Genomic DNA, 22,098 nt, shown 5'->3' on the forward strand with positions numbered 1-22,098 from the left:
CCTCTCCTGCGCCCGCTGTTCAGGAGATCCCATCATGAAGCGTCAGATGATGACCGCCGTCGCGGTCTGCGCCCTCGCCTTCACCGCCGGCTGCGCCGCCACCACGACCCCGGACGAGGCCCTGCCGCTTCAGGCCGGCGGCGGCGAGCAGACCTTCACCCCCGCCCCGGTCACCGCCACCGGCCTGCGCGCCGACTATCCGACTACCGTCGCGGGCGCGACCCAGTTCGTCGCCGACGCCGAGGCCAAGATGCTGACCTTCGGCGAATACGCCGCCCGGGTGCAGTGGGCCCGCGCCACCAACATCACCTTCGACACCATGTGGCTGGAGTCCAAGGTCAACGCCGAGGCGACCGAGCTTCAGGTACAGTTCGCCAACCAGGCGGCCAAGTTCAATGATGTCGCGGTGGACCCCGTCGTCCACCGCAAGCTGAATCTGCTGCGGCTCGGCATCGTCCTGCCCGCCCCCAACCGCCCCGGGGCGGCCGAAGAGCTGTCGCAGATCACCACCCGGCTGGACTCGACCTATTCGACCGGCAAGTTTGACTTCAAGGGCCAACCGATCACTCTGGACGAGGCCTCGCTGATCCTGGCCGACAGCCGCGACCCGAACGAGACCAAGGCCCTGTACGAAGGCTGGCGCACCATCTCGCCGGTGATGAAGAACGACTACGCCCGCATGGTCGAGATCGCCAACGAAGGCGCGCGCGAACTGGGCTTCGCCGACACCGGCGCCCTGTGGCGGTCCGGCTACGACATGCCCGCCGACGATTTCGCCGAGGAAACCGACCGCCTCTGGGCTCAGGTCAAACCCTTCTACGAGAACCTGCACTGCTATGTTCGGGGCCGGCTGAACGCCAAATACGGCGACGCGGTCCAGCCCGACCACGGCCCGATCCGCGCCGACCTGCTGGGCAATATGTGGTCGCAGCAGTGGGGCAATATCTATGACGTCGTGGCCCCGACCAGCGGCGGCGCCTCCAGCTACGACCTGACCGAACTGCTGAAGACCGCCGACTACGACCCGGTGAAAATGGTCAAGACGGGCGAGGGCTTCTACGTCTCCCTGGGTCTTGACCCTCTGCCCCAGACCTTCTGGGAACGCAGCCAGATCGTGCGCCCCCGCGACCGCGAGGTCGTCTGCCACGCCTCGGCCTGGGACCTGGACAACGCCGACGACATTCGCATCAAGATGTGCACCAACGTCAACGGAGACGACTTCTACACCGTCCACCACGAGCTGGGTCACAACTACTACCAGCGGGCCTACAAGAACCAGCCGATGCTGTTCCGCAACGGGGCCAACGACGGCTTCCACGAGGCCATCGGCGACTTCGTCGGCCTGTCGGCCCTGACCCCCACCTATCTGAATCAGATCGGTCTGTTGAAGACGACGCCGGGGGCGGAGGAGGACATTCCCTTCCTGCTGAAGATGGCCTTGGACAAGATCGCCTTCCTGCCGTTCGGCCTGATGGTCGACCGCTGGCGCTGGGGCGTCTTCTCGGGCGAGACCTCGCCGGACCAGTACAACGCCGCCTGGACCGCCGACATGCTGAAATACCAGGGCCTGGTACCGCCGGGGCCACGTCCGACCAACGCCTTCGACCCGGGCGCGAAATATCACGTGCCGGGCAACACCCCCTACACCCGCTACTTCCTGGCCCACATCTACCAGTTCCAGTTCCAGCGCGCGGCCTGCAAACAGGCGGGCTGGACCGGCCCGCTGCACCGCTGCTCGGTCTATGGAAACGAGGCGGTCGGCGCCCGTTTCAACGCCATGCTGGAGATGGGCCAGTCCAAGCCCTGGCCCGAGGCGATGCAGACCTTCACCGGCGAGAGCACCAACGACGCCTCGGCCGTCGCCGACTATTTCGCGCCGCTGAACCAATGGCTCACGGTCCAGAATCGCGGCCGCGACTGCGGCTGGTCCGAGGCCTGAGGCCGCCCACGGCTTATAGGTCTGCGGGGCCGTTAACCTGAGGCTTGAGGCTTCTCTTAACCGTATGACGGCATTCTGCCGTCATACGGGCCGGGTGCGCCCGGCAGGGAAGCGACGAACTTGGCCTCTCCATCGATCCGTCGGGCGGTCCGCCGCCTCTGCAGCCTCGTCTTGCGCCTTGGTCGCGACCGGCGCGGCAATGTGGCGATGATCTTCGCCTTCAGCCTGCCGATCATCGCCATGCTGGCGCTCGGCGGCATTGATCTGCACCGCGTGACCACGGCCCGGTCCCAGTTTCAGGACGCCCTGGACGCCGCCACCCTGTCTGCGGCGCGGTCGTCCTACACGGATCCGAAGGATCTGAAGGCCGTCACCCTGATCACCCTGCGCGCCAATCTGGAGAATACCGAGATCGAACCGATCCAGGACTCCGACGTCACTGTCGTGATGAACGGCACGACCGTGGTGGTCTCTGACGCGGTCGGCAGGGTGAAGACCCTGGTCGCCAACATCGTCCTTCCGCCCTATGGCCAGATTCTCGACGACACTATTCCCGTCAACGTCCATTCCGAGGTCAATCGGTCGGCCAAGAACCTCGAAGTGGCCATGGTGCTCGACATCACCGGCTCGATGAGCGGGAGCAAGATCTCCGACCTGAAGACCGCCGCGCTCAAAATGGTCGATATCGTCGTCAAGGACGTCCAGACCCCCTACACCTCGCGCATGTCGGTGGTGCCCTATTCGATGGGGGTGAATATGGGATCACGCGCCGCCGCGGCGCGGGGGCCTGTGGCGGCAGGCAAGACCATCACCGGCGCGACCAAGACCTGCACGCCGTCCAAAAATCCGACCAGCTGCACCATCACATTGACGGCCGCGAACCATGGCTTCGCCGTCAATGATCGCGTCGTTGTCACCGGAGTGTCCGGTATGGCGATCAACAGCGCGACAAATATGGACCGCAGCTCGAAGAACACGGCCTTCACAGTCACGGCGCGGACGACCAACACGTTTAGCTATGTGGTCAACAATAATGTCAGCGGCAGCTATTCCAGCGGTGGGACGGCTTATTGCACAGCTGAAGGATGTCAGTATCTCGCCTACACTAATGCTGCAGGCGGTACGTCCGTTCATGAGATCAGCGCCTGCGTGACGGAGCGGATCGGATCGGCCGCCTATACCGACGCCTCGCCCGCGTCGGCCTATGTGGGCCGCAACTATTCGAGCACCAATGAGAACACCTGCCTCACCGTCGGCGTTCAACCCCTGACCAGCGACCGCGACAGTTTGAAGGCCATCATCAACAGCCTGTCCGACGGTGGATCCACCGCCGGCCATATTGGCACGGCCTGGGGCTGGTACACGGTGGCGCCCAATTTCAACAGCCTGTGGCCGTCCGCCTCGGCCGCCAACGACTATGATGAGTTCAAGACGATCAAGGCCGTGGTGCTGATGACCGACGGCGACTTCAACACCCCCTACTATAACGGGGTCATAGCCAAGAATTCGCTGGGCGGTTCCTATTCGTACAATGATGTTCGGATCAACCAGAACGCCAGCAACGGATCTTCCGCCTCGCAGGCTGAGAAGCTCTGCACCGCCATGAAGGAGGAGGAGGGGGTTGTCGTCTATACCGTCGGCTTTGCGATCGCCGCCAACAGCGCGGCGGCCACCCTGCTGTCCAACTGCGCCTCCTCGTCCGACAAGGCCTACCTCGCCAACAGCGGAACGGCCCTGGTCGCGGCCTTCGAGGCCATCGGCCGCGACATCACCCAGCTGCGGATCGCGCGCTGAGCCGCTGAACCGCCGCCGTCAGAGCAGGCGGATTTCCCGGAGACGTTCGGTCAGATAGGCCTCGGCCGTGATGGTCTTTCCGGCGTAGCGGTCGGGATTGTCCGGCGTCACCGCGCTGGGCAGGGTTTCGATCGGGAAGTCCGGGTTGAAGTGCAGGAAGAAGGGCGTCGAATAGCGGGCGAAGCCCCGCCGTTCCGGCGCCGGATTGACCACCCGGTGGGTCGTCGACGGCAGGACATGATTGGTCAGCCGCTGCAGCATGTCGCCGATATTGATCACCAGGGCGCCCGGCGGCGGGGCGATGTCCAGCCAGCTTCCGTCCTTCTCCTTCAACTGCAGTCCGGCCTCCTCGGCCCCCAGCAGCAGGGTGATGACATTGATGTCCTCATGCGCCCCGGCGCGGACGCCGGGCGCATCGGCCGGCACCGGCGGATAGTGCAGCAGCCGCAGCACGCTGTTGCCCATCTCGACCTTGTCGTCGAAATAGCCGTCGTCCAGGCCCAGATAGCGCGCGATGGCCCTCAGGATCTTGCGCCCCAGGGCGTCCAGATCCTCGTACATGCCATAGACATGGGCCTTGAAGCCGGGCGTCTCGGTCGGCCAGACATTGTCCCGCATGAACTGGCGGTACGGATGGTCCTGCGGCAGTTCGCGGCCCACGTGCCAGAATTCCTTCAGATCGACGGTGGCGGCGCCCTTGGCCGCTTCGACGCCGAACGGGGTCAGGCCGCGCGCCCCGCCGGTTCCCGGCTGGTGGTGTCGGCGTTTCACCTCTTCCGGCAGGGCGAAGAAGGCCTTGGCGTCGTCAAGAGCGGCGGCGATCCGCGCCTCGTCCAGCCCGTGGTCCGCCACCACGGCGAAACCGAAGCGCGCGAAGGATGCGCCCAAGGCGTCGCTGAAACCCTGGAAGTCCGCGTCATAGCGCGTCATCGAAACCGGCGTGATGGCCTGGGGGACGATGGTCTGGGTTTCGGTCGAGCTCACAGGCGGTCTCCTTCAGGCGATATGCGGCGGCTTCATACGCCTATTCCGCCTCTGTGTCAGTCGGGGCGGATTGTCCTGAAGGGTGGCGTTACGCGCCGACGGATGCGGAGGACCTGTTCATCTATGGTACAGCTTGGAACCTAGACAGTAAGCAGGCGTTTTTGCGCCAGACTGCAATTCGGAAGGACCATTCCATGCGCGCCAAGATCTTCGTCGCCAGCGTTTCCATCGCGGCCCTGCTGGGGACCGCCGCCTGCACCACGACCGACCCCTACAGCTCCACCCCGACCCGCAACAACACCGGCACGGGCGCCATAGCTGGCGCACTGGGCGGTGCACTGCTGGGTTATCTGACCAATACGTCCAACGGCGAGCAGGGACGCAAGAACGCCCTTATCGGCGCCGGCATCGGCGCGCTCGGCGGCGCCGCCGTGGGCCAATATATGGACCGCCAGCAGCGCGCCATGGAGGCTGAACTGTCGGGCAGCGGAGTCGGCGTCGCCCGTCAGGGCGATAATCTCGTGCTGCGCATGCCGTCAGACGTCACCTTCGCCACCAACCAGTCGTCGATCGATCCGCGCTTCCTGCCGGTGTTGGACGACGTCTCGCGGGTGCTGCAGGAATATGACCGTTCGACCATCGACATCGTCGGCCATACCGATTCCTCGGGCGGCGACGCCATCAACCAGCCGCTTTCGGAACGTCGCGCGGCCAGCGTCGCGTCGGAGCTGGTGCGTCGGGGCGTGATCGCCGAACGTCTGTATGTTGCGGGCGTCAGCTCCAGCCAGCCGGTGGCGTCCAATGCGACGCCTGAAGGCAAGGCCCAGAACCGTCGGGTCGAAATCCTGATCCGGCCGTTCACGGGCTGATCTGACCTGTCGCAACGTTCAAGGAGGGCGGCGTCATGGACGCCGCCCTTTTTCATGGGGCGCACCGAACCGTGATTTGCACCGGGTCGCGCCGTATGATTCCCCGGAGGGCGTGGCGGTGGGAGGAGTCTGGTGGCGCCTGACGGTCCAGGGTTTGGGCAGGGTCTGAAGCTTGCGGGGATTGCGCTGGTCAGCGCCATCCTTACGGCCACGCTCGTCGTCCTTGTCGGGGAAGCGTTTCTTCAACCGTCTCAGCCGACAACACTCGATCCGCAGATCCAGCTGACGTCCTCGGCAGACTGATGCCCGAAGGGGCAGTCGCCGGCGCACACACAACAACAGCCAAAGAAAAACGCCGCTTCCGGGCGGAAGCGGCGTTCAATCTTACGACAGGCTTCTGACCTGGGGCCGACCCTTGGAACGGTCTTAGAAGTTGATGTCGATGGTGGCGCGACGGTTCAGCGGCTCACGCACGCCGTCAGCCGTGGGCTTGGCCAGGGCGGTTTCGCCCTTGCCGTCCAGGGCGATGACGCCGCCGTTGACGCCTTGGGCGACCAGGGCGTCGGCGACGGTGCGCGAACGACGGTTCGACAGGCCGAGGTTATAGGCGGCCGAGCCGGAGGTGTCGGTGTAGCCGACGATGACGACGCGGGTCGCAGCGCCGGTCTTGGCGTAGCTGGCGGCCTGGGTCACGACCGAGCGGGCTTCAGCCGTCAGGTCCGAACGATCCCAGTCGAAGTAGACCACGAACTGACGCGCGGCCGGCTTCTGAGCGACCGGCGGAGGCGGCGGCGGGGGCGGAGGAGGCGGGGGGGGCGGGGGCGGCGGGGGCGGAGGCGGCGGAGGAGCCATCTCTTCTGCGCCGAAGCTGTAGCGCAGGCCCAGGGTCACAGTGTGCGACTGGTCGTAGTCGCCGTCCCATTCGCCGAACGACGTAGCGCCCGCGCCGGTGCCGACGGTGGTCGAGGCCCAGGAGGCGTCGCCCGTCAGATAGCGGTAGGTCAGGTCGATGTTGGCGCGGTCGCCGATCGCCCAAGCCAGGCCGGCGATCGCCTGAGCGGCGAACTCGGTCGAGCTGTCGTCGATGCCGAAGCTGGCGCCGCGGTTGGCGCGCAGGTTGCCGACGGTCTCAGCGTTGATGTGGTTCACGCCGGCGCCGAGGCCGACGAAGGGACGCACGCCCCAGGCTTCGTAGCCGAAGTCGTAGAGGACGTTGGCCATCAGGGTGGCGGACTCGATGTCGCCTTCCGGGGAGAAGCAGCCGCCCGTCGCCGGGGTCAGGTTGCAGACGCCCTGGGTGCCCGACACGGCGCGGATCTTGCCGATGTCGCCCGAGCGGTAACCGCCTTCCAGTTCAACGCGCCAGCTGGGGTTGAAGCGATAGCCGAGGCGGGCGAAGGCCGCCCAGCCGTCGTTCACTTCATAGTTCCAGTTAGCGCCGGTGGTCGTCGACTCGGCATTGATGTCGTCGATGATGTGGTAGCCGGCGTCGATCGCGCCGTACCAGCCGTTCGGCTCGGCCGACGCGACGCCAGCGGACAGGGCCAGAGCGGCCGCTGCGCTGGAGGCCAGCACGAAAGTCTTCATACGCATAGGGGGTAGCCCTCCGCCTGTTGTAATCTAGGGCGGGTCTACCGCCTGCGCGGGTCTTATCAGCGTTGCCGTGGAAGGTCGAGGCGAAAACGGGGCGATAGAAGGCCCCGAGATCAACATCGTGCTATTGATGCTACAGGTTAAATTAGCGACCCAGCCGTGATTGGAACGATTTTAGGCCGTTTCCTGAGGACTTGCATTCACCATGACGGCCGACATCGGCGGGCGCAGCCCTGAGCGCCGGTTTAGGGAGCCGCCACCTGCATCCCCAGCCACTCGGCGACGAGGGCGGGTTTGTCGGCGCCTTCGATCTCTACCGTAAGCTCGTGCTTCAGCAGCCAGCGACCGTCACCCTTGTCTTCGGCCGACAGCAGGCGAAACCGGCCGCGCACGCGCGACCCGGCTCGGACGGGCGCCAGGAATCTCAGCTTGTCGAACCCGTAGTTGATCCCCATCGTCAGACCTTCCAGCGGCGCGACGGCGTCATAGCTCATGGCCGAGGCCAGGCTGAGGGTCAGGAAACCATGGGCGATGGTCCCGCCGAAGGGCGTGGCCTTGGCCGCCTCCGGATCGACATGGATGAACTGCCGGTCCTCGGTGCAGTCGGCGAAGGCGCCGATCCGCGTCTGGCTGACCTCGAACCATCGCGAGACCCCGACCTCCTGTCCGATCAGGTCCTGGAGTTCCTGTGGCTTCATTATCCTATCCTCCCTTTTTCGCGAAGCTGACCCAGCCGCACGGGGAAGGAAAGAGGTCAAACGCCGGGCCGACCCTCGATGATCTCGGCGTAGAGACCGGGATCCACATTGCCGCCGGACAGGATCACGCCCGTCGTTCGGCCCTCGCCCTCGACCTTGCCGGCCAGCAGAGCCGCCAGGGACACGGCCCCGCCCGGCTCCACCACCAGTTTCAGGTGGCGGAAGGCGAACCGCACCGCCTCGGCGACCTCGGCGTCGGACACGGTCGCGGCGCCGGCCAGCCGCTTATTGATCGGCCAGGTCAGCACGCCCGGCATGGGCGCCATCAGGGCGTCGCAGATCGAGGGCGCCCCCGCCGGATGTCCGACCCGTTCCCCGGCCGCCAGCGAGCGGGCCGTGTCGTCATAGGCCTCGGGTTCGACCACCAGGACGCGGGTTTGCGGGCTGCGTTCGGCCATGACCAGATTGATCCCGGCCATCAGCCCTCCGCCCGAGGCGCCGCACAGCAGCTGGTCCATCGGCGCATCGGCCTGGTCCAGCATTTCCAGGGCCGTCGTCCCCTGGCCCTCGATGATGAAGGGGTCGTCGAACGGCGGCACGAGGACGCACCCCCGCTCGGCGGCGATGGCGGCCCCGATCGCTTCGCGGCTCTCGGTCCAGCGATCATACAGCCGCACCTCGCCGCCGAAGCCGATCACCCCCTCGATCTTCACCTTCGGCGAGTCCGACGGCATGACGATCAGAGCCGACGTCCCCACCAGAGCCGCGGCGGCGGCCACGCCCTGGGCATGATTGCCGGACGAGAAGGCCACGACCCCGCGCGCCTTCTCCTCTGCGCTCAGCCGGCTGATCCTGTTATAGGCGCCGCGAAACTTGAAGGCCCCGGCTCGCTGCAGGCTTTCCGCCTTCATCAGAACCCGACCGCCCACGACGGCGTTCAGGGCGGGGCTCTCGATCAGGGGCGTGCGGACGGCGACGCCGTCGATCTGGCGGGCGGCGTCGAGAACGCCTTCATAGCTGGGCAGGTGCGTCGTCATATGCTCCCTTTAGCTCGAGCCGCAGGCGTCGCCCAAGACGGTGCAGGAGAGAAATTCATGAGCCTGATCCTCGCCATCGACCAGGGCACGACCTCGACCCGGGCCATCGCCTTTGAACTCTCGCCTCAAGTAGCGCGAAGCGCGATAGGCGAAAGAAACCCTGATCTTCGCCCGGTCGCCGTCAGCCAGATCGAGCTGGCCCAGCATTTCCCCCGCTCCGGCTGGGTCGAACATGACGCGGCCGAGATCTGGTCCGCGACCCTGCAGACCTGCCGCGAGGTGGTGCGCCAGGCCGGAGGCGTCGATCGGTTCGCCGCCATAGGCCTGACCAACCAGCGCGAGACGGCGGTGATCTGGGACGCCGCGACGGGCGAACCCCTGCACCGCGCCGTCGTCTGGCAGGACCGCCGCACCGCCGACGTCACCGCCCGACTGACCGCCGAAGGTCATGAACCGACGGTCCAGGCCGCGACCGGCCTGATCCTCGATCCCTATTTCTCGGCGACCAAATTCGCCTGGCTGCTGGACGCCGCGCCCGGCTCGCGCGAGCGGGCGGCGAGGGGCGAGGTGAAACTGGGCACGATCGACGCTTGGCTGATCTGGAAACTGACCGGCGGTCGGGTTCACGCCACCGACGCCACCAATGCGTCTCGCACGGCTCTGATGGATTTGAAGATGGTGGAATGGCGCGATGACCTGTGCGCCCTGTTCGACGTGCCGCGTCAGGCCCTTCCCGCCATCGTCCCCTGCGCCGGCCTGATCGGCGAGACCGATCCGGCGCTGTTCGGCCGCCCCCTGCCCATCGCCGGATCGGCCGGCGACCAGCAGGCGGCCCTGGTCGGCCATGGGGCCCTGCAGCCCGGCGACGCCAAAATCACCTACGGCACCGGCGCCTTCCTGGTCGCCAATGTCGGCGAGACGCCGGTGGCCTCGACCCGTCGTCTGCTCGGCACGCTCGGCTACCGGGCCGACGGCCGCACCGCCTATGCGCTGGAGGGGTCGATCTTTTCGGCCGGGTCGGCGATCCAGTGGCTGAGAGACGGGGTCAAGCTGATCTCCGAGTCCCGCCAGTCCGAAGCCCTGGCCCAGAGCCTGGCCGACAACGGCGGGGTCTATATGGTCCCCGGCTTCACCGGCCTTGGCGCGCCCTGGTGGGAGCCGGAGGCGCGCGGGACCGTGGTGGGGCTGACGCGGGATTCGGGCCCGGCCCATTTCGTCCGCGCCGCGCTCGAGGCCCTGGCCTATCAGACCCGCGATCTGCTGGACGCCCTGGCCCAGGACGGCGCCCCGCCGTTGAAGACGCTGAAGGTCGACGGCGGCGTCACCGCCAACAGTTTCGCGATGCAGTTCGTCGCCGACATCTGCGAGGTCGAGGTCGAACGTCCCGCCTTCCAGGAAATGACGGCCCTGGGAGCCGCGCGCCTGGCGGCTCTGGGCGTCGGCCTGCTGTCCGATCTGGAGGCCCGTCCCGCAGAAGCCCCGGCCTGCTGGAAGCCCCGAATGAAGCCTGAGGAACGCGACCGTCTGCTTTCCGGCTGGCGCCGCGCCGTCAAGGCCGCCATCATCGCAGCGCCGGACCGCGCCTAAGACGCGGGCGGTTCAAGGGAAACGACAGGGCTACATATGACCGACGCCTCCGACGCGCCTATGCAGGATGCTCAAACCGCCTTTTCCGGCACCCGCGAGGTCGATCCCCGCTACCGGCTGGACGAGGCCGCGCTGGACGCCTGGATGACCGACCACGTCGCGGGCTACGCCGGCCCGCTGACGGTGCGCCAGTTCAAGGGCGGGCAGTCCAACCCCACCTATGAGCTGACCACCCCGACCGCCGCCTATGTGCTGCGCCGCAAGCCGCCCGGCGTTCTTCTGCCCAGCGCCCACGCCGTGGACCGCGAGTTCCAGGTCATCTCCGCCCTGGCCGCACAGGGGTTCCCGGTGGCCAAGCCCCATGCGCTGTGCCTGGACGAGGCCGTCATCGGCTCGATCTTCTATGTGATGGACAAGGTCGAGGGGCGTATTCTCTGGGATCTGAAACTGCCGGGTCTGACCCCTGCCGAACGCCGCGCCATCTATCACGCTCAGACGGATGCTCTGGCCCGGCTCCACGCCTTCGATCCCGCCGCCATCGGCCTGGCCGACTATGGCAAGGCCGGCAATTATTTCGCGCGTCAGGTGGGACGCTGGACCAAACAATACCGCGCTTCCGAAACCGAATCTGTCCCCGCCATGGACCGCCTGATCGCCTTCCTGCCGGACAGCCTGCCGCCCGAGGGCCCCAGCCGCATCGTCCACGGCGACTTCCGTCTCGACAACATGATCCTGGCGCCGGACCAGCCGGACGTCCGCGCCGTGCTGGACTGGGAACTGTCGACCCTGGGCGATCCCATGGCCGACTTCTCCTATCTGCTGATCGCCTGGGCCATTCCGGCCAGCCTGCGAAACGGCCTGGCCGGCGCCGATCTGGAGGCCCTGGGCATTCCCTCGGTCGAGGAGACAGTGGACCGATACGCCGCCGCCACCGGCATGCGGCCCGCGGATCTGGACTGGCTCTACGCCTATAACCTGTTCCGACTGGCGGCGATCTGCCAGGGCATCGCCGGCCGCGTCCGCGACGGCACGGCGGCCAGCGCCCACGCCCGCAGCATGGCCGCCCAGGTCGGCCCGCTCAGCGACGCGGCCTGGGGCTTTGCGAAACGGGCCGGGGCCTAGGTCGGATACAGCGGGTTCGAGGCGTCCCTCTGGCCTTCCAGACTGTGTTTCAGGGCGTGCATCTCGTCATGCCCGACCTTGATCGCCGCATAGGCGCGACGGACAGTCTCGCGCGTGGTGGCGGAGATTCCGGTGTCCTCCAGCGCCTTTTCGAACTTGTCGGCGATGAAGCCTTCCCCGCTGTTGATCGAGCCGACAACGGAATCGTCGTTGCGCATCAGGGCGTGTTTCACATCCAGGAAGGCGCGATGGGCCTTGGCCAGGATCGAACCATGCGGCTCGGGATCGCCGCCCAGGCCGCGCACGGCGCCCGATAGATCCTCGACCACCTGCCGTCGTTCGGCGCTGCGGTTCTCGAACAGGGTGCGGTAGTGCGGATCCTCGGTTTGTTCGGCCGCCTCGCGATAGCCGTCCACGCTGTCCAGCGTGGTTTCGATCAGCCCATTCAGAACCTTGATGTCGTGGGCGTTGGGATTGGTCATTTCGCTCATTCCTTCCGCATTGCGGTCGAACGGCGAAATGGTCGGGCGTGACGAAGGTTGCCGCGCACCGATCAGATGATCAAAACGGCGTCACAGGCTGGTACGCAGCGACCACAGCTCGGGGAAGCAGCGCTTGGTCAGGGTCGAGGCCAGATAGGCCGCTCCCTCGGTGCCGCCGGTGCCGCGCCGCCGGCCGATGATCCGCTCGACCGTGACCACATGCTTGTGCCGCCAGGTCAGCAGGGCGTCGTCCAGATCGACCAGCTTCTCGGCCAGCTGATACAGGGGCCACCAGCGTTCGGTGTCGCGATAGACCTCCAGCCAGGCCGCCTCCACGGCTTGCGACGGCTCATAGGGCTGGGTCACGTCGCGGTTCAGCACCTCGGTCGGCACCGGCAGGCCGGCCTTGGCCATCTGGGCCAGGGCGTCGTCATACAGGCTGGGGGCGGCAATGGCGGCCTGGAGCGCGGCCAGGGCCTCGGGCCGGTCCGTGTGGAACTTCAGGAAGCTGGAATCCTTGAGCCCCAGCATGGCCTCGAACCGGCGGAACTGGTCGCTCTGGAAGCCGGAGGACGAACCCAGAGAACCCCGGAACCGCAGATAGTCGGCCGGGGTCATGGTCGACAGAATGTCCCAGCTCTGGGTCATCACCGCCTGGATGCGGCTGACGCGGGCCAGGCTCTTGTAGGCGGGTACCAGATCGCCGGCGCGCACCATGGACTGGGCCAGGGCCACCTCGTGCAGGATCTGTTTGAGCCACAGTTCCTTGGTCTGGTGGATGACGACGAACAGCATCTCGTCGTGCTGGTCCGACAGCGGATGCTGGGTGGAAAGCAGGTCGTCCAACGCCAGATAGCCGGCGTAGGTGATGTCGCTGGATTGGGTCATGCCCGCCTATCGCCCGGGCGGGCGGGCGGCGCAAGCGGCCTACTGGCGGGACTGGCTCGTGGCGTTCGAGGCGATCTGACGGCCGGTGTCGAAGGCGTCGCGGGCACCTTTGTAGATGAAGCCGTAGGTCGGATAGACGGTGGTGCCCAGATCATTGATCGGATTGTACCAGACCTTGACCTGCGACCAGTCGTTGGAGGGCGAGACGTCGACGACGGTGACGTTCTCCTCGACCTTGCCGCGGCTGCCGCCCCAGTTGGCGTGGGTCACGCGGACCACGCGGTCGGTCAGAATGTCGGAAACCACGGCGACATGGCCCCGGCTCATGCGGCCCTCAGGCCGGAAGACCAGGACCGATCCGGTCTCGGGCGCAGCGCCGGTGCGGAACTTCTCGGCGGCCTGACGCCACCAGGTCCAGGCGTCGCCGAAGATGTTGATGCCCGAGAACATGCGGGCGAAGGTGACGCACTGCCAGTACGGCTCATCGGCCTTTGCGGAAGCGGGCGCGACGCCCAGCGCAAGAAATCCGAAGGTCGTCGCAACCGCGACGGCTTTGAGCCGTTTAATCATGCTGAGGCTGTATCCCGACTGCCGATGGTGGTTTTTAGAACACAGAGCCTCAGGATTCGACAACCCCTTTCGGCGTATCGCCGTGTGGTAGGGGCTTATCCTTCTGTTCGCTTGACAGGGGATTTCGACCCTGGCCCCAGGCCCTCAAAGCCTTGCGAGCCGGGTGTTCGACGAGGTGGTAGGACAGGGCCGCGACGACCGGCAAAAGCGCCAGAATCGCCAACCACACGAAAACGTGAACCTGCTTGTCGGGGGCGTCCGTTGCCTTGGCCGCCAGGTTCACGGCCAGCAATTTCCACGGCACGCAGACCATATAGACCGAGTAGCTGATCTCCCCCAGATAGACCGCCGGCTTGGACGCCAGCCATCCGGCCCGTTCGTTCGGCAGCGAGGCCAGCGACAGGATCAGGGCGCCGGCCAACAGGACGGTGATCCCGTCCCAAAGACCCAGGGCCGCGCTCAGCACCATCAGGCCGAACGACACGGCCGAGGCGGTCCAGGGCGCCTTCAGCGGGGCCCGGCGATAGATCAGGTACAGGGCGCACCCCAAGGCGAAACAGGGCACGATCCGCAGCGCCCCCCAGCGGATGGTCGCCTCGGTCAGGGGGAAGCCCGCCAGCTGCTCGAACCCGGAGTAGAGGGCCGCGAGGAACAGCGCGGTTCCGATCACGGCCGCGAACGGCCGCTGACGCAGCCGCCAGAAGACGAAGGCGAACAGGGGGAAGCACAGATAGGCGAACCATTCGGCCGAGATCGACCAGGAGGGATGGTTCCACCCCGCCACCGGCGCCAGGCCCCAAGCATGGACCATCAGCAGATTGGCCGGCAGCGACGCCCAGCTCAGCACATTGCCGTCCACGCTCATCCCCGCGACCAGGGCGGCGCCCGCCAGCAGCCCCACCCCGACCAGGGTCGCGATGTGCAACGGATAGACCCGCGCCACCCGCGCCCAAAGGAAGCTGCGGTACGAGAACCGCTTCTCCCCCGCCGCCTGCAGATAGACATGGCTCAGGATGAAGCCTGACAGGACGAAGAACAGTTCGACCCCCAGATAGCCCTTGTCGACAAGGCCGGACGATGGCGCCCCGGCCAGGTTCTCCCAGAAGGTATAGACGGCCACCCAGATCGCCGCGCCGAAGCGCAGGGCGGTGATGGGGCGGAGATCGGCGGGAGTCTGGACGGGGGTCATGGTCTCACCTTGGCACGTCGGTCTTGTCGAACCGTGAAGGCCCGCAAGCTTGGCGCCCCCGCCGCCTTACGCGACCCACGTCCCGTGGAACCCCGCCGGCAGGGCCGTATCCGCCTGCCAGGTCGCCACCGGCCCGTCCTCGACATGGGCCGCGTCGAAGACGTGCAGCTCGGTCCGACCCGCCGCCAGGTTCACCGAAGGCCCGACCAGCCAGGCGTCGGTCTCGGCCGTGGCTCCGGGCTTGGGCACGAAGACCGTCTCCTCAACGATCTGATGGAGGCCGAAGGTGAAGCCGTGCGACCGACCGCTCTCCCAGTCCTGCACGGCCAGACCTGTGGGCAGGGGACGTCCCGACGTCTCGCCGCTGGTGTGAACGGTCAGGCTGCGCTTCAGGCCCAGACGGCGCGGGTCCGCCTTGGGGAACTCGCCAACAGCGTCCGTCGTCAGCATCTCGGCCTTGCCGTCGGGACGCAGGGTGATCAGGGCCAGCTTGGCCGGATCGCCCGGCACCACCCCGTGTCCCTCGACCAGAACCCGCGCCCCATCGACGGCGAAGCGTGGATCGCCGCTGGCCGCGACATCGAAACGGATCGTCCCGTCCGCCTCGGCCCAGGCGTCGCCCAGATGGAAGTGGAAGAAGCCCGGCAGTTCATACAGGCGCGACTGCGTCAGGTCGTCCTTGTCCAGCACCATGACCTGCGTCCCGGTCTCCGGACGCCACACCAGGCCGTTGATGATCGGCAGGGCCTGACGCTCCTGGATCCAGGGCTGGAGCACGAGGATCACATGCCGGTCGGTGGCGGTGAAGTCGTGCATATAGCTGGCGCGCGGCAGGCGGATGATCTCGGCCTGGTTCAGGCCCCCGTCGGCGTTCAGCCGCCAGATCACCGCCCGATCGCCGGCCGTGCCCACATTCCAGATCGAGCCGTCAGGCGCGCGACGCGGATGGGCCTGGAACGGCATGCCCTTCAGGTCGTCGCGCAGGGTGACGAAGCCCTGGCTCGACAGGTCAGCCGCATCCATGGCCAGCGGCGAGCCGCCTTCCCACAGGGCCCATACCTGGTTCCCCGTCGCCATGACGGCGGTGTTGGCGGCGTTGGAATCATCGTTCGAGCCGACGCGGGCGCGGGCGTCGCCACGGGTGCCGAAACCGGGCGTGACGACGGCGTCCAGTTCGGTCTCCACCCGGCGTTTGGGCGTATCGGCGAACCGGGCCTCCAGCGTGGCCTGACCGTCCTGGATGCGGAAGGCCCGCATCAGGCCGTCGCCGTCGAACCAGTGGGTGACGGATCCGCCCGGCCGCCGGAACCGGCCGGGTCCATTGCGGAACAGGGCGCCCTCCAGCCCCGCCGGGGCTCGGCCGTGGATCAGACGCATCGTCTGACGCGGCAGGTCGCCCTCGACGTCGCGGGTGGCCAGGGCCCAGTCGGCCTTGGCTGCGGCGTCGAGCGCGGCTGCGGCGCGGACCCTCTCGGGCGTGGCGACTGCGGCCGACAGGGCGGCGGCGCCCATCAGGAAGGAACGGCGGGAGGGGGTCATGATCTGGCTCCGGAAGAGGTCTGGTTACTTCAGGCTGATGGTCTGGGCGACCGCGCCGGTCGCGGCGAACTTCGCGCGCTCCCACGACGCCGGACCCATGTTGCCGACGGCGTTGTTGGAGAAGGCGAAGGGTTCGACCGGCATGCCGAACGGATTGGTCTTCATCTTCCCGTCGCCGTCGAAGTCGTGGAAGGCGCGCATGGCGTAGTCGCCGTCCGGCAGGTCCTCGAACCGGACCTGTTTGGAAGCGCCTGCCGCGTCCACCATGGCGTAACGAACCGGCTGGCCCTCGCCGCCATAGTTGGCCTCGCTGTTGAACAGGGCGACCATGATCCGCCCGGTCGGCGCGGCGACATCGAAGTCGAAGGTGACGTCGGCGGCCAGTGCGGACGTCGAGGCCAGGGCGGCGGCGGCAAGCGTGGCGCCAGCGCAGAGGGCGAAAAGGGTCTTCATGGCGCAGTGTCCTTTCAGGGGGACCGACGACCGGCCCTTGATGACCTGACCCTGAAGACGATGGGTCGCCCTCGCCATCGGACATGCGGGAGCGACCACCCGGCCTTCGTGAATGACCATCTCGGCCGCCAACGATGCGCGTGTCGTCACCCACTCGATGATTCAGCGCCCCATCTCGCCGCTACGCCGCGCTTCAGCTCGAAACGCGGACGACATCCGCCACGGCCCGGCCTGTGGCGGTCTGCACGCGTTACGGCCTGGTGGCGGAGTGGCTACGCGGCGGGCATGCAAGCCCGAAAACCCTCCGTTCGACTCGGAGGCCAGGCCTCCATCCTCTCCTTCAGGTCAGAGGAAGGAGTAGGGGTCCACGTCCACCGTCAGCCGGACCGAGGCGGGGATCTTCACCCGCGTCAGCCAGGCGCGCAGGAAGGCCTGAAGGTTCACATCACGGTCGGCCCGCACCAGCAGCCGCTTGCGGCGCCGTCCGCGCACCAGGGCGAGGGGCGCGTCGGCGGGGCCATAGACCTCCAGCCGCTCGGCGTTGGGAATGGCCTGGGCCAGGTCGGCGGCGACCTTTTCCACCGCCGCCGCATTCTCGCTGGACAGGATGATCGCCGCCAACCGGCCGAAGGGGGGCAGGGCCGCCGCCTCACGCTCGGCCATCTCCGCCTCGACGAAGGCGTCCCGGTCGCCGGCCGCCAGGGCCTGAAGCACCGGATGTTCGGGGGTCCAAGTCTGCAAAATGGCCCGCCCCGGTCGGTCGGCGCGACCCGCCCGTCCCGTCGCCTGCGCCAAGAGCTGATAGGTGCGCTCGGCCGCCCGCAGGTCGCCGCCCCGCAAGCCCAGGTCCGCATCCACCACCCCGACCAGCGTCAGGCGGGGGAAGTTGTGGCCCTTGGCGGCGGCCTGGGTGGCGACCAGGATGTCGATCTCCCCGTCGGTCATCCGCTGGATCAAGGCCCGGGCAGACTTGGCGTCGGGCGCGGTGTCGGAGCTGAACACCGCCGTCCGCGCCTCGGGGAACAGCTGGCGCACCTCTTCCTCGACCCGTTCGACGCCGGGCCCGACCGAGACCAGGGAGTCCTCGGCCCCGCACGAGGGGCACAGTTTCGGCCGCGCCATGGAGAAGCCGGTCAGGTGACAGACCAGACGGCCGGTGTACCGGTGCTCGACCAGCCAGCTGTCGGTGTCCGGCGCAGTCAGCCGGTGCCCACAGACGCGGCACAGGACGACGGGCGCATAGCCGCGCCGGTTCAGGAACAGCAGGGTCTGCTCGCCCCGCGCCAGGGTCTCGCCCACCGCAGTACGCAGCGGTTGTGACAGCCAGGTCTGGGGATCGGGCGTGTGCTGGCGCAGGTCCAGCAGTTCGATATCGGGCATCACCGCCACCCCGTGACGCGCGCCCAGCTTCAGCCAGTCATACCGCCCGGCCTGAGCGTTCCACAGGGTCTCCAGCGACGGCGTCGCCGAGGCCAGGACCACCGCCGCCCCCTCGATCCGCGCCCGCGCCACCGCCAGGTCGCGCCCGTGATAGACCAGACCCTCTTCCTGTTTGAACGAACTGTCGTGCTCCTCGTCCACCACGATCAGCCGCAGATTGACGAAGGGCAGGAACAGGGCCGAACGGGCGCCGACCACGATATTGCACCGGCCGGCGACCACCGCCTCCCACACCTGACGGCGGCGGGGCGGGGCGACGCCGGAATGCCATTCGGCCGGGGCGGCGCCGAACCGGGCGGTGATCCGTTCGATCAGGGCCTGGGTCAGGGCGATCTCGGGCAAGAGGATCAGGATCTGCGCCGCCGGATCGGCCCTCAGCACCCGCGCGATCGCCTCCAGATAGGCCTCGGTCTTGCCCGACCCCGTGACCCCGTCCAGCAGGAAGGGCCGGAAACCGCCGCCCGTCACGCCCGCCGCCAGGGCCGAAGCCGCCGCCGCCTGGTCGCCGTTCAGGGTCGCCGGCGCATGGTCAGGATCGGGCCGGTCGAACGCCGCCTCCGCCGCGATTTCGACGATCTCCAGAACCCCCTCGTCGATCAGGCCCTTGATCACGCCCGACGACACGCCGGCGGCGCGCGCCAGATCGGCGCCCACCATAGAACGGTCGCCCAGGGCCTCCAGCACGCCTGTCCGGGCCGGGGTGGCGCGCGCCGGCTGACGGTCGCCGACCCGCCGCACCCGACGTTCCGGCCGGGGACGCGGCGCGCGCAGCCCCTTCAGCGCGGTCGCCGCCATCTCGCCGGGCGGCGACAGGGTCCAGCGCCCGGCCCATTCGACGAAGTCCATCACGCCTGCGGGTAGCGCAGGATCGTCCAGTCTCGACTCCACCGATTTCAGCCGCCGGTTGGAGCCGGTGGTCTCGAACACCTCCGCCACTACGCCCCGGATCAGGCGCGGCCCCAGAGGCACGGCGACCTGATCGCCGCGCGCCAGGCTCAGCGTCTCAGGAACCTCATAATCAAAGGCTTCCGGCACGGGCAGGGGAATGAGGACCGAGGCGACTTTCACCGAACTTCGCCCTCGGCTATGAAGCCGTCCATGAAACTCTTTCTCGATACCGCCGACGTCGCCGTCATCAAGGACATGGTCCCCACCGGCATGGTGGACGGCGTCACCACCAATCCGTCGCTGATCGCCAAGTCGGGTCGGAACATCGCCGAGGTCATCGCCGAGATTTGCGCCCTCGTCGAGGGGCCGATTTCGGCCGAGGCCGTCTCGCTCGATTTCGAGACCATGGTCAAGGAGGGGGACAAGCTCGCCGCCATCGCCCCGAACGTGGTCGTGAAACTGCCCCTGACCTGGGACGGCCTGCGCGCCTGCCGCGTCTTCACCGACAAGGGCATCAAGACCAACGTCACCCTGTGCTTCTCGGCCGCCCAGGCCCTGCTGGCGGCCAAGGCCGGCGCCACCTTCGTCTCGCCCTTCGTCGGCCGGCTGGAAGACAATGGCGCCGACGGCATCGCCCTGCTGGAAGAGATCCGCGTCCTGTATGACGTGCACGGTTTCGAGACCCAGATCCTGGCCGCCTCGCTGCGCAACGTCGCCCATGTGGCCGCTGCGGCCGTCGCCGGATCGGACGCCGCCACCTTCGGCGCCGACACATTCAAGGCCCTGGTAAAGCACCCGTTAACCGACAGAGGTCTTGATGCCTTCGTGGCGGACTGGGCCAAGACCGGTCAGTCCATCCTGTAAATCGCGCGTCACGGAGAGGTCTGTTTGAGCGGCTCATTGGACCTTTTCGAAACCTCCGAGGCGGACGTCGTTCCCCATCTGGGCGACGGCCTGCATTGGCCCGAGGTGCGCGGCTGGCTTCAGACCCATCCCCAGACCCTGCTGGACGATCGCTCCCTGCTGGAAGAGATCGGTTTGCGCCCGCACGGCCGCAATGTGGTCGAGTTCGGCGCCGCCGCCTTGACGCGGCTGGAGGCGGTGGTCGAGCGCGAAGCCGGCGCCCGGCGCGAGGTCGAGACCATCGCCCGCGCCAATTTCGCCGCCCAGACCCAGACCCACGTCGCAGCCCTGGACCTCATGGAGGCCCGCAACCATTCCGACTTGGCGCGACGTCTAGATGCGGCGGCTCAAGGGCGGTTCGGCCTGGCCGGCGCCGCCATCGCCCTGGAACGACCCGGCGGCGTGCCCTTCGGCTGGCGTGGCTTGGAAGCCGGCGAAGTGGACGGCCTGCTCGGCGAACACGGCCTGACCTGGCTGGGCCCGATGTTCGAGGGGCTGGACCTGTTCGGCGCGGCCGCCGATCAGGTGAAGTCCGTCGCCCTGATCCGCATGGCGCCCCATCTGACGCCGGGCGAACCGCCCCGGTCCTGCCTGTGCGCCTTCGGCTCGCCTGAACCGGAAGGCTTCACTCCCACCATGGGCTGCGAACTGGCCGCCTTCCTGGCCCGGGTGGTGGAGCGGATGGCCGAGCGATGGCCGGTGCTGAACTGACCGCCGCCGAGGCCCTGCTCGCCTGGCTTGAGCATCTGGCGCACGAGCGGCGGCTGTCGCCCCGCACCCTGGAGGCTTACGGCCATATCGGCCGGCTCTATGTCGCCTTCCTCGAACGCCATCGCGGCGAGGCCCTGACGTTGAAGACGCTGGGAACTGTCACCGCCGCCGAGGTCCGCGCCCATCTGGCGGACCGCCGGTCCGGCGATCATCCCCTCGCGGCCCGGTCCCTCAGCCAGACCCTGTCGGCCATTCGCGGCTTTCACGCCTTTCTGGACCGACGACTGGACACCCCCGCGCCCCAACTGGCTTTGGTGCGTGGTCCCCGCATCAAGCCGTCCCTGCCCCGACCGGTGACGGAGGACCAGGCGCGCGGTCTGCTGGCCGAACCCGACGCCGATCCGGACGCCGAACCCTGGGAAGCCGCGCGCGACCGCGCCGTCCTGACCCTGCTCTACGGCTGCGGTTTGCGGATTTCCGAAGGCCTGTCCCTGACCTTGGCCGATGCTCCGCTGGGCGAAACCCTGCGTGTGCTCGGCAAGGGCTCCAAGACCCGGATCGTCCCGGTCCTGCCCGCCGTCCGCGCCGCGGTGGACGCCTATCTGGCGCTCCAGCCCTTTCCGCTTCAGCCGTCCGACGCCCTGTTCCGCGCCCGACGCGGCGGGCCGCTCAGCCCGCGTCACGTTCAGGCCTCGGTCCAGCGGCTGCGCGGGCGGCTGGGCCTGCCCGAACGCACCACCCCCCACGCCTTGCGCCACAGTTTCGCGACCCATCTGCTGGGCGCCGGCGCCGACCTGCGTTCGATCCAGGAACTGCTGGGCCACGCCAGTCTCTCGACGACCCAGAAATACACCGGCGTCGACGCCGAACGCCTGTTGAACGCCTATATGGCGGCCCATCCGCGCGCCTAGGCTTTCCCCTAGGCGCCGCCCGTCCTATCTTCCCGCCATGATCGACGATCTCTACAGCGCGCGCATTCTGAGCCTTGCGGCCAACCTGCCGCACGCGGGCCGGTTGCCGGCGCCGGAGGGAACCGGCGAGCGGGTCGCCAAGCTGTGCGGATCGCGCGCGACGGTCGATGTGACGCTGGACGATCAAGGCCGCGTCGTCGGCTTCGCCCAGGACGTCAAGGCCTGCGCCCTGGGCCAGGCGGCGGCCGGGGTGTTGGGCCAGTCCGTCATCGGCGCCTCGGTCGAGGAGATCGTCGACGCCCGCGACGCCATGATCGCCATGCTGAAATCCGGCGGGGAAGGCCCGGTCGGCCGGTTCGAGGATCTGCGCCTCCTGCGCCAGGTCGCCGACTATCCCGCCCGCCACGCCTCGACCCTGGTGGCGGTCGAGGCGACGCTGGAGGCGGTCAATCAGGCCCTGGCGGAACGAACTCGTCTCGCCGGCGCGGCCTGACGGGCTCT

The 22,098-nt window shown here is 67.8% G+C and carries 20 protein-coding genes and 1 tRNA gene; 10 read left to right on the forward strand and 11 right to left on the reverse strand.

Translation table 11 applies throughout. From position 1 onward, the window contains the following. Positions 1 to 34 precede the first annotated feature (34 nt). Together ACW170_RS04805 and ACW170_RS04810 are read left to right on the forward strand one after the other, a co-directional pair. Positions 35 to 1,939, forward strand: coding sequence for a M2 family metallopeptidase (locus ACW170_RS04805; RefSeq protein ID WP_492088535.1), 1,905 nt, complete (start codon positions 35 to 37; stop codon positions 1,937 to 1,939). 171 nt (positions 1,940 to 2,110) lie between these two features. Continuing rightward, entirely contained in the window at positions 2,111 to 3,733 is a 1,623-nt protein-coding gene (locus ACW170_RS04810) for a TadE/TadG family type IV pilus assembly protein (protein WP_492088536.1), read from the forward strand. An 18-nt stretch (positions 3,734 to 3,751) separates the two neighbouring features. Here ACW170_RS04810 and ACW170_RS04815 read toward each other — a convergent pair whose 3' ends face one another. After that, complete coding sequence (locus tag ACW170_RS04815; protein ID WP_492089138.1) at positions 3,752 to 4,663, reverse strand: isopenicillin N synthase family dioxygenase; 912 nt, start codon at positions 4,661 to 4,663, stop codon at positions 3,752 to 3,754. A gap of 248 nt (positions 4,664 to 4,911) precedes the next feature. Here ACW170_RS04815 and ACW170_RS04820 point away from each other — a divergent pair, with 248 nt between their 5' ends. Beyond that, positions 4,912 to 5,586, forward strand: a complete 675-nt coding sequence (locus ACW170_RS04820) for a YiaD family glycine zipper/OmpA-like lipoprotein (protein ID WP_492088537.1) — start codon at positions 4,912 to 4,914, stop codon at positions 5,584 to 5,586. Between the two features lie 426 nt (positions 5,587 to 6,012). On the opposite strand, the gene ACW170_RS04825 is transcribed toward ACW170_RS04820, so the two are convergent. From ACW170_RS04825 to ACW170_RS04835, 3 genes are all read right to left on the reverse strand, one after another. Beyond that, positions 6,013 to 7,173: an OmpA family protein gene (locus ACW170_RS04825; protein WP_492089139.1), complete on the reverse strand. Its 1,161-nt coding sequence runs from the start codon at positions 7,171 to 7,173 to the stop codon at positions 6,013 to 6,015. Between the two features lie 251 nt (positions 7,174 to 7,424). Further along, the gene (locus ACW170_RS04830) at positions 7,425 to 7,877 is read right to left on the reverse strand and encodes a MaoC family dehydratase (RefSeq protein WP_492088538.1); all 453 of its coding nucleotides are present in this window, start codon (positions 7,875 to 7,877) and stop codon (positions 7,425 to 7,427) included. Between the two features lie 56 nt (positions 7,878 to 7,933). Next, positions 7,934 to 8,914, reverse strand: a complete 981-nt coding sequence (locus ACW170_RS04835) for a threonine ammonia-lyase (RefSeq protein ID WP_492088539.1) — start codon at positions 8,912 to 8,914, stop codon at positions 7,934 to 7,936. Positions 8,915 to 8,971: 57 nt separating this feature from the next. On the opposite strand from ACW170_RS04835, the gene glpK reads away from it, so the two are divergent. Both glpK and ACW170_RS04845 read left to right on the forward strand, forming a co-directional pair. Further along, the gene (gene glpK, locus ACW170_RS04840; RefSeq protein WP_492088540.1) at positions 8,972 to 10,501 is read left to right on the forward strand and encodes a glycerol kinase GlpK; all 1,530 of its coding nucleotides are present in this window, start codon (positions 8,972 to 8,974) and stop codon (positions 10,499 to 10,501) included. Positions 10,502 to 10,537: 36 nt separating this feature from the next. Then, positions 10,538 to 11,623 carry a phosphotransferase family protein gene (locus ACW170_RS04845; RefSeq protein WP_492088541.1) on the forward strand — a complete coding sequence of 362 codons (1,086 nt, stop codon included), beginning with the start codon at positions 10,538 to 10,540 and terminating at the stop codon, positions 11,621 to 11,623. Here ACW170_RS04845 and ACW170_RS04850 read toward each other — a convergent pair. From ACW170_RS04850 to ACW170_RS04875, 6 genes are all read right to left on the reverse strand, one after another. After that, positions 11,620 to 12,105, reverse strand: coding sequence for a PA2169 family four-helix-bundle protein (locus tag ACW170_RS04850; RefSeq protein WP_492088542.1), 486 nt, complete (start codon positions 12,103 to 12,105; stop codon positions 11,620 to 11,622). The two genes, ACW170_RS04845 and ACW170_RS04850, sit on opposite strands and share 4 nt — an antisense overlap. Before the next feature lie 90 nt (positions 12,106 to 12,195). Beyond that, positions 12,196 to 12,993, reverse strand: coding sequence for a tryptophan 2,3-dioxygenase (locus ACW170_RS04855; protein ID WP_492088543.1), 798 nt, complete (start codon positions 12,991 to 12,993; stop codon positions 12,196 to 12,198). A 39-nt stretch (positions 12,994 to 13,032) separates the two neighbouring features. Next, a complete protein-coding gene (locus tag ACW170_RS04860; RefSeq protein WP_492088544.1) occupies positions 13,033 to 13,563 on the reverse strand; it encodes a CHAP domain-containing protein in 531 nt (176 codons plus the stop codon). A 49-nt stretch (positions 13,564 to 13,612) separates the two neighbouring features. After that, entirely contained in the window at positions 13,613 to 14,752 is a 1,140-nt protein-coding gene (locus ACW170_RS04865; RefSeq protein ID WP_492088545.1) for an acyltransferase family protein, read from the reverse strand. Between the two features lie 66 nt (positions 14,753 to 14,818). Beyond that, the gene (locus tag ACW170_RS04870; RefSeq protein ID WP_492088546.1) at positions 14,819 to 16,291 is read right to left on the reverse strand and encodes a carotenoid oxygenase family protein; all 1,473 of its coding nucleotides are present in this window, start codon (positions 16,289 to 16,291) and stop codon (positions 14,819 to 14,821) included. A gap of 24 nt (positions 16,292 to 16,315) precedes the next feature. Beyond that, the gene (locus ACW170_RS04875; protein WP_492088547.1) at positions 16,316 to 16,744 is read right to left on the reverse strand and encodes a DUF2141 domain-containing protein; all 429 of its coding nucleotides are present in this window, start codon (positions 16,742 to 16,744) and stop codon (positions 16,316 to 16,318) included. 254 nt (positions 16,745 to 16,998) lie between these two features. Between ACW170_RS04875 and ACW170_RS04880 the strand changes: the two genes are divergently transcribed. Next, positions 16,999 to 17,075, forward strand: a tRNA-Ala gene (locus ACW170_RS04880). A 14-nt stretch (positions 17,076 to 17,089) separates the two neighbouring features. Here the strand turns inward: ACW170_RS04880 and ACW170_RS04885 are convergent. After that, on the reverse strand, positions 17,090 to 19,252 hold the full coding sequence (locus ACW170_RS04885; protein ID WP_492088548.1) for a primosomal protein N': 2,163 nt from the start codon (positions 19,250 to 19,252) through the stop codon (positions 17,090 to 17,092). 30 nt (positions 19,253 to 19,282) lie between these two features. On the opposite strand from ACW170_RS04885, the gene fsa reads away from it, so the two are divergent. The 4 genes from fsa to ACW170_RS04905 are packed head-to-tail and all read left to right on the forward strand — an operon-like array spanning position 19,283 to position 22,090. Beyond that, positions 19,283 to 19,936, forward strand: a complete 654-nt coding sequence (gene fsa, locus ACW170_RS04890) for a fructose-6-phosphate aldolase (RefSeq protein ID WP_271165077.1) — start codon at positions 19,283 to 19,285, stop codon at positions 19,934 to 19,936. Between the two features lie 36 nt (positions 19,937 to 19,972). Further along, positions 19,973 to 20,686: a DUF484 family protein gene (locus ACW170_RS04895; protein ID WP_492088549.1), complete on the forward strand. Its 714-nt coding sequence runs from the start codon at positions 19,973 to 19,975 to the stop codon at positions 20,684 to 20,686. Beyond that, complete coding sequence (locus ACW170_RS04900) at positions 20,668 to 21,597, forward strand: tyrosine recombinase XerC (protein WP_492088550.1); 930 nt, start codon at positions 20,668 to 20,670, stop codon at positions 21,595 to 21,597. Before ACW170_RS04895 ends, ACW170_RS04900 begins: the two co-directional genes overlap by 19 nt. 37 nt (positions 21,598 to 21,634) lie before the next feature. Then, on the forward strand, positions 21,635 to 22,090 hold the full coding sequence (locus ACW170_RS04905; protein ID WP_492088551.1) for an iron-sulfur cluster assembly scaffold protein: 456 nt from the start codon (positions 21,635 to 21,637) through the stop codon (positions 22,088 to 22,090). The last annotated feature ends 8 nt before the right edge of the window (positions 22,091 to 22,098 follow it).

Source organism: Brevundimonas sp. FV2ps16 (assembly GCF_058681075.1).

Coding starts and splice junctions, on each gene's coding strand:
- ACW170_RS04805 (WP_492088535.1), top strand. CDS start 35: ATGAAGCGTCAGATGATGACCGCCGTCGCGGTCTGCGCCCTCGCCTTC.
- ACW170_RS04815 (WP_492089138.1), bottom strand. CDS start 4,663: ATGACGCGCTATGACGCGGACTTCCAGGGTTTCAGCGACGCCTTGGGC.
- ACW170_RS04820 (WP_492088537.1), top strand. CDS start 4,912: ATGCGCGCCAAGATCTTCGTCGCCAGCGTTTCCATCGCGGCCCTGCTG.
- ACW170_RS04825 (WP_492089139.1), bottom strand. CDS start 7,173: ATGAAGACTTTCGTGCTGGCCTCCAGCGCAGCGGCCGCTCTGGCCCTG.
- ACW170_RS04830 (WP_492088538.1), bottom strand. CDS start 7,877: ATGAAGCCACAGGAACTCCAGGACCTGATCGGACAGGAGGTCGGGGTC.
- ACW170_RS04835 (WP_492088539.1), bottom strand. CDS start 8,914: ATGACGACGCACCTGCCCAGCTATGAAGGCGTTCTCGACGCCGCCCGC.
- glpK (WP_492088540.1), top strand. CDS start 8,972: ATGAGCCTGATCCTCGCCATCGACCAGGGCACGACCTCGACCCGGGCC.
- ACW170_RS04845 (WP_492088541.1), top strand. CDS start 10,538: ATGACCGACGCCTCCGACGCGCCTATGCAGGATGCTCAAACCGCCTTT.
- ACW170_RS04850 (WP_492088542.1), bottom strand. CDS start 12,105: ATGACCAATCCCAACGCCCACGACATCAAGGTTCTGAATGGGCTGATC.
- ACW170_RS04855 (WP_492088543.1), bottom strand. CDS start 12,993: ATGACCCAATCCAGCGACATCACCTACGCCGGCTATCTGGCGTTGGAC.
- ACW170_RS04860 (WP_492088544.1), bottom strand. CDS start 13,563: ATGATTAAACGGCTCAAAGCCGTCGCGGTTGCGACGACCTTCGGATTT.
- ACW170_RS04865 (WP_492088545.1), bottom strand. CDS start 14,752: ATGACCCCCGTCCAGACTCCCGCCGATCTCCGCCCCATCACCGCCCTG.
- ACW170_RS04870 (WP_492088546.1), bottom strand. CDS start 16,291: ATGACCCCCTCCCGCCGTTCCTTCCTGATGGGCGCCGCCGCCCTGTCG.
- ACW170_RS04875 (WP_492088547.1), bottom strand. CDS start 16,744: ATGAAGACCCTTTTCGCCCTCTGCGCTGGCGCCACGCTTGCCGCCGCC.
- fsa (WP_271165077.1), top strand. CDS start 19,283: ATGAAACTCTTTCTCGATACCGCCGACGTCGCCGTCATCAAGGACATG.
- ACW170_RS04900 (WP_492088550.1), top strand. CDS start 20,668: ATGGCCGGTGCTGAACTGACCGCCGCCGAGGCCCTGCTCGCCTGGCTT.
- ACW170_RS04905 (WP_492088551.1), top strand. CDS start 21,635: ATGATCGACGATCTCTACAGCGCGCGCATTCTGAGCCTTGCGGCCAAC.